The sequence below is a fragment of the Microbacterium sp. 13-71-7 genome, assembly GCF_002257455.1.
In the GTDB taxonomy this organism is placed as follows: domain Bacteria; phylum Actinomycetota; class Actinomycetes; order Actinomycetales; family Microbacteriaceae; genus Microbacterium.
The window spans coordinates 1-5155 of sequence record NZ_NCKN01000260.1; the positions used below are offsets into that span (position 1 = coordinate 1).

Genomic DNA, 5155 nt, shown 5'->3' on the forward strand with positions numbered 1-5155 from the left:
GCAGCCCTCTGAGGCCGAGCGCCGGGTTCTCCTCATGCGCGTCGTTGAGGAAGGGGAGCGGCTTGTCCGCGCCCGCATCGAGCACGCGCACGACGACCTTGCGACCCGGGAAGGCGGCGAGCAGCTCGCGGTACGCCTCGCGCTGCACCGACACGGTGGGTGCGTGGGTCGCGGAGAGGAACAGGAACTCGGTGCGGAACAGACCGACGCCCTCTGCGCCCCTGGCCGCCGCGTCCACGGCGTCGCCGGGCTTTCCGAGGTTGGCGAGCAGCGCGATCGGGGTGCCGTCGGCGAGCGCGCCGGGCGAGGCCGGTGCGGCGTCGGCGGCCTGCCGTTCGGCGGCGCGCTCGGCGGCGCGGGCGAGCTCCTCGGCGCTCGGACCCGTGGTGACCGTCCCCGCGGCGGCGTCCACGATCACCGTCTCGTCGTCGGTGAGGGAGACCGCGTCGACCGCGCCGACGACGGCGACGATGCCCTTCTCGCGGGCCAGGATCGCGGTGTGCGAGGTCGGGCCGCCGTCCGTCGTGACGAGCGCGAGCACCTGGTCGAGGTCGAGCAGCGCGGTATCGGCGGGGGCGAGGTCGCGCGCCACGAGCACGAAGGGGTGGCCGGGGTCCGGGACGCCGGGGGCGGCGACCCCGCGCAGGCGCGCCAGCACGCGCTGGGCGATGTCGTCGAGATCGGCGGCGCGCTCGCCGAGGTAACCGCCCACCGCTTCGAGCGAGGCCCGGAAGCCCGCGAACGCATCGTGCACCGCCCATTCGGCGGTGGCGCCGGCAGCGATCCGCTCCTCGACCTCGTCGGCGAGCGTCGGATCCTCGACGATCATGGCCTGCGCCTCGAGGACCTCGCTCGCGGTGCCTTCGACGGCTTCGGCGCGCCGGGTCAGATCGCCGGCGACGAACGAGATCGCCTCCGCGACCCTGGCGCGTTCGGCGTCGGCGCCGGCACTGCTCGGCGTGTTCTCCGGAGCGGGGAGGGCCTCGGCCATCCGACGGACGGGGCCCGTCGCGACGCCCTGCCCGATCCCGACTCCGCGGAGGGCGGCCATCAGGCCGCGCCCTCGTCGTGATCCGTGACGAGCAGCTCGGCGAGCCGGTCCAGGGCCGCCTCGGCGCCCTCGCCGTCGGCGGAGAGGGTGACGTAATCGCCCTGCTCGAGACCGAGCGCGATGACGCCGAGGATGCTGGCGGCGTTGACCGCCTTGCCGGCGTCCTTCGCGATCGTCACCGGAATGCCGGTCTCCTTCGCGGCCTGCGCGAAGATCTTCGCGGGGCGGGCGTGCAGCCCGTGCGAGGAGCCGATGCGGACGGTGCGGGTGAGCGCGGTCATGGCGTTCCTTTCGGTGCGGTGTCGTCGACGGCGGTGCGCACGATGGCATGGACGCGTGTCCCGTCGAGGTCGGTGAAGGCGTCCTCCGGAAGCACGACGACCCGCGAACGAGGCGCCTCGCGGGCGATCTCCTCGCGCCGGTCGGCGATGTGCGGCCCCAGCAGGAGGACATCGGCGAAGGGGTCGATGCCGCCCAGCGGCGCGGCCACGACCTCCCAATCGGAGCCTGCGGCCTGCGCGGCCCGGCGCAGCCGCCCCGCGACGAAGGTGCTGGAGGCACCGGCGCCGCAGATCACCTGGATCTTCATCGATTCATCCCTTCCCCGCCATTGTTCGGCGGGGGCGTGACGGACGGCCACCAGGATCCCTTCCGCCGGGGCGGAACACCCGTTCGGCCCCTTCGCGGCGCGGATCCTGACATCATGAGATGAGCGTGCGGCGCACGGTACGGCGAAGGGACAACGGGTGTCGAGTCGACGGCAGGACCGGCTGCTGAGCGCGCTGCTGCGTGAGGACACATGGATCACGGGGCCGCGTCTGGCGGATCTGCTCGGCGTCACCCCGCGCAGCGTCCGCGCCTACGTGACCGCCCTGAACGCCCGGGTCCCTGGCGGCGACGCGGTCGTCTCCGGCGCCGCCGGCTACCGGGCCGGCGTCTCGGCCCGCGCCGCGCTCGCCGCCCGCGCCGGCGCCGATTCCACCCCGCGCGCCCGGCTGCACGGGCTGGTCCGCTCGCTGCTGGACGACCCGAACGGCATCGACGTCTTCGAGACCGCCGAACGCCTGCACGTCAGCGAGGCGACCCTGGAGGCCGACCTCGCGAAGGTGCGCTCGCTCCTGGACGGCGCGTCATCGGGCAGCAGGCTCGTGCTGGAGCGCGACAGGGACGTCGTGCGGCTGCGCGGCGCGGAGCGCGACCAGCGCCGGCTGCTCTCCAGGCTCGCTCACGACGAGATGGACGCGGCCGACTTCCCGCTGGATCCGTTCCGCCTCGCGCTCGGCGGCGGATCGATACCGGCGGAGGCCGTCGCGCCGTTCCGGGCCGCGCTCGTCGCCGAGCTGAGCGGTCTCGGCTACTACGTCAACGAACTCGCGATCGCCGACGTGCTGCTGCACATCGCGATCGCGGCGGACCGTGTGGCGGCGGGACGCGAGCTGGACAGCGGCGAGGCCGCAGAGACGGCGGGCGATGCCGTGGCCGAGGTGATCGGCCGGCTCTCCCGCGAACGGCTCGGCGTCGAGCTCGGCGCCGGCGACCTCGCGCACCTCGCCCGTCTCGTGCTGACGCGGATCGTGACGCCCGGCGGCACGGACGCCGCCACGCTCGCCCGCGCGGGTCTCGACCCCGTCGTCGAGGCCGCGGTGCGCGCCGAGGTCGTGCAGGCCTCCGCGGACTACCAGGTCGACCTCGTGGACGACGCCTTCGTGCTCCGCCTCGCCCTGCACGTGCAGAACCTGCTCCGCCGCGCGCAGGAGCAGTCGCGCGCCAGGAACCCGCTGACCCGGTCGCTGAAATCGGCGTATCCGATGATCTTCGAGGTCGCCGTCTCCGTGGTCGGCGGGCTGCAGGAACGGCTCGGACTGCGGGTCGACGACGATGAGATCGCGTACGTGGCGATGCACATCGGCGGCCGTCTCGAGCGCAGCCGTCGGGCCGCGTCCCTGCTCACCGCGACGATCGTCTGCCCCGGGTACTACGAACTGCACGAGGTGCTGCGCTCGCGGGTGGACCGCTCGCTCGGCCAGGGCATCGAGGTCGTGCGGGTCATCACGGCGATGGATCCGCTCGCGTCCGAGATCGACACGGATCTCGTGCTGAGCACGGTGCCGCTGCCGGTCGCCGCCGAGCGGGTCGTGCTCATCCAGCCCTTCCTCACCGAGGCGGACGTCGAGCGCGTGCAGCAGGCCGCGGCCCGGCTCCGGCGCGCCCGCCGGCTGACCCGGCTGCGCGAGGAGCTGTCCCGCTACCTCTCCGCCGACGCGTACGTGCATCCGCTGCCCGATGTCGGCGAGGAGGGGATCATCCGGCTGCTCGGCGGGCGCCTCGTCGATGCAGGGCTGATCGGCGAGGACTACATCGAGAACACGATCCACCGTGAGCGGCTGTCCTCGACCGCGTTCAGCGACGCCCTGGCGGTGCCGCACGCCCTGCAGATGACCGCGCGACGCACTGCGATCGCCGTCGGGGTCGCGGCGGGGTCGGTGGCGTGGGGGACGGGGCGGGTGCAGGTCGTCGCGCTCGCCGCGTTCAGCGAGCAGGACAGGGACGCCTTCCAGACGGTGTTCGAGCAGCTCGTCGAGGTGTTCGGCGAGGGCGACAGCGTGCAGCGGATCGTGCGCCGAGGAGCAACCTTCGCGGGCTTCCTGGACGAGCTCGTCGCAGTGATCGACGGCTGACGCCTGGCTCCGCCGTGGCGAGCTGGGGTCCCAGCCGGCCCGTCAGCCGTCCAGCACCTTCGCCAGCGCGTCCAGCAGGTCGTCGGCCCCCGGCCCCTCGGCGGTCAGCACGACGGCGTCTCCGGGCACGAGCGCCAGATCCATCACCGCGAGCACGCTGCCCAGATCGACGCGGCGCCCCTCCGCGGTCGTCAGCCCGACCGGCTCCGGGTGCGCCATCGCCAGTCGCACGAGCTCCGCGACGGGGCGCGCATGAGCCCCGCCCTCGGCCCGGATGACGACGGTCCGGGAGGTCATGCGGCGGACTCCTTCGCCGCCGCTCCGGTCCCCGCGGCACGGGTGCGGGACGGACGGGAGGTCACGCCCCGGTCCGCGGGGATGCGAGCGCGCATCGTCAGCTCAGCCGGGCCAGCAGCTCGCGGATCGCGGCGTCCAGCGCGGCGACGGCGGTGCGGGCCGCCTCGCCGGAGTCCGCGTGCGCGTCGATGTACACCTTGAGCTTGGGCTCCGTACCGCTCGGCCGCACGATCACCCGGGAGCCGTCGGCGAGACGGTAGCGCAGCACGTCGCCGGCGGGTGCGCCCTCGGTGGCCGTGAGGAGATCCTCGGCCGACGAGATCGCGGTCTCGCCGAAGGCCGCGGGGGGATCCTGGCGCAGTGCCGCCATGATCCGGCCGATCACGGCGACGTCCTCCACACGGATCGAGACCTGACCGCTCGCGAAGTGACCCACCTCGGCGGCGACCTCCTCGAGCAGGTCCGCGAGCGTCGCGTCGCGTCCGCGCGCCTCCGCGGCGAGCCCGAGCAGGGCGACCGCCGCCGAGATGCCGTCCTTGTCGCGCACCGTCTCCGGGTTCACGAGGTAGCCGAGGGCCTCCTCGTAGCCGAACGCGATGCCGGGAGCGCGGGAGATCCACTTGAAGCCCGTGAGGGTCTCGTGGAAGTCCAGTCCGTATCGCGCGGCGACGGCGCCGAGCGCGGGGGAGGACACGAGCGAGCAGGCGAGCGACGTCCCGGGAGCAGCGGGACCGTCCGCGGTCGCCGCGCGTGCGGCGCGCCAGCCGAGCAGCAGGCCGACCTCGTTGCCGGTGAGACGGCGCCAGCCGCCCTCGGCGGTCTCGTCGGGGATGCCGACCGCGAGGCGGTCCGCATCGGGGTCGTTCGCGATCACGAGCTCCGCACCCAGGGTGCGCGCCTTCGCGAACGCGAGGTCCATGGCGCCGGGCTCCTCCGGATTGGGGAAGGACACGGTGCGGAAGGCGGGATCAGGGTCGCGCTGCTCGCTCACGGTCCACGGCGCGGGGTAACCGGCCTCGCCGATGATGCGCGAGAACGTCTCCCAGCCCACCCCGTGCATGGCGGTGTAGACCCAGCGCAGCCCCGCGGTGCCGACCGGGGCCGGAGCCACGGCGGCGGTCGCGGCGAC

The 5155-nt window shown here is 74.1% G+C and carries 5 protein-coding genes and 1 pseudogene; 1 reads left to right on the forward strand and 5 read right to left on the reverse strand.

Annotated elements, in window-relative coordinates; genetic code table 11:
* From B7X32_RS18170 to B7X32_RS18180, 3 genes are all read right to left on the reverse strand, one after another.
* The coding region (locus B7X32_RS18170) for a putative PEP-binding protein (protein WP_292722869.1) at positions 1–1051 on the reverse strand (1051 nt) is incomplete at its 3' end.
* Positions 1051–1332, reverse strand: a complete 282-nt coding sequence (locus B7X32_RS18175) for an HPr family phosphocarrier protein (protein WP_292722872.1) — start codon at positions 1330–1332, stop codon at positions 1051–1053. The genes B7X32_RS18175 and B7X32_RS18170, both read right to left, overlap by 1 nt.
* A complete protein-coding gene (locus B7X32_RS18180) occupies positions 1329–1691 on the reverse strand; it encodes a hypothetical protein (RefSeq protein ID WP_292722875.1) in 363 nt (120 codons plus the stop codon). The genes B7X32_RS18175 and B7X32_RS18180 overlap by 4 nt, the downstream gene beginning before the upstream one ends.
* A 106-nt stretch (positions 1692–1797) precedes the next feature.
* On the opposite strand from B7X32_RS18180, the gene B7X32_RS18185 reads away from it, so the two are divergent.
* Entirely contained in the window at positions 1798–3729 is a 1932-nt protein-coding gene (locus B7X32_RS18185; protein WP_292722877.1) for a PRD domain-containing protein, read from the forward strand.
* Between the two features lie 42 nt (positions 3730–3771).
* Here the strand turns inward: B7X32_RS18185 and B7X32_RS18190 are convergent, their stop codons facing one another.
* Positions 3772–4026: an HPr family phosphocarrier protein gene (locus tag B7X32_RS18190; RefSeq protein ID WP_292722878.1), complete on the reverse strand. Its 255-nt coding sequence runs from the start codon at positions 4024–4026 to the stop codon at positions 3772–3774.
* A gap of 97 nt (positions 4027–4123) precedes the next feature.
* Positions 4124–5155, reverse strand: a pseudogene (locus B7X32_RS18195) (phospho-sugar mutase); the annotation flags it as partial.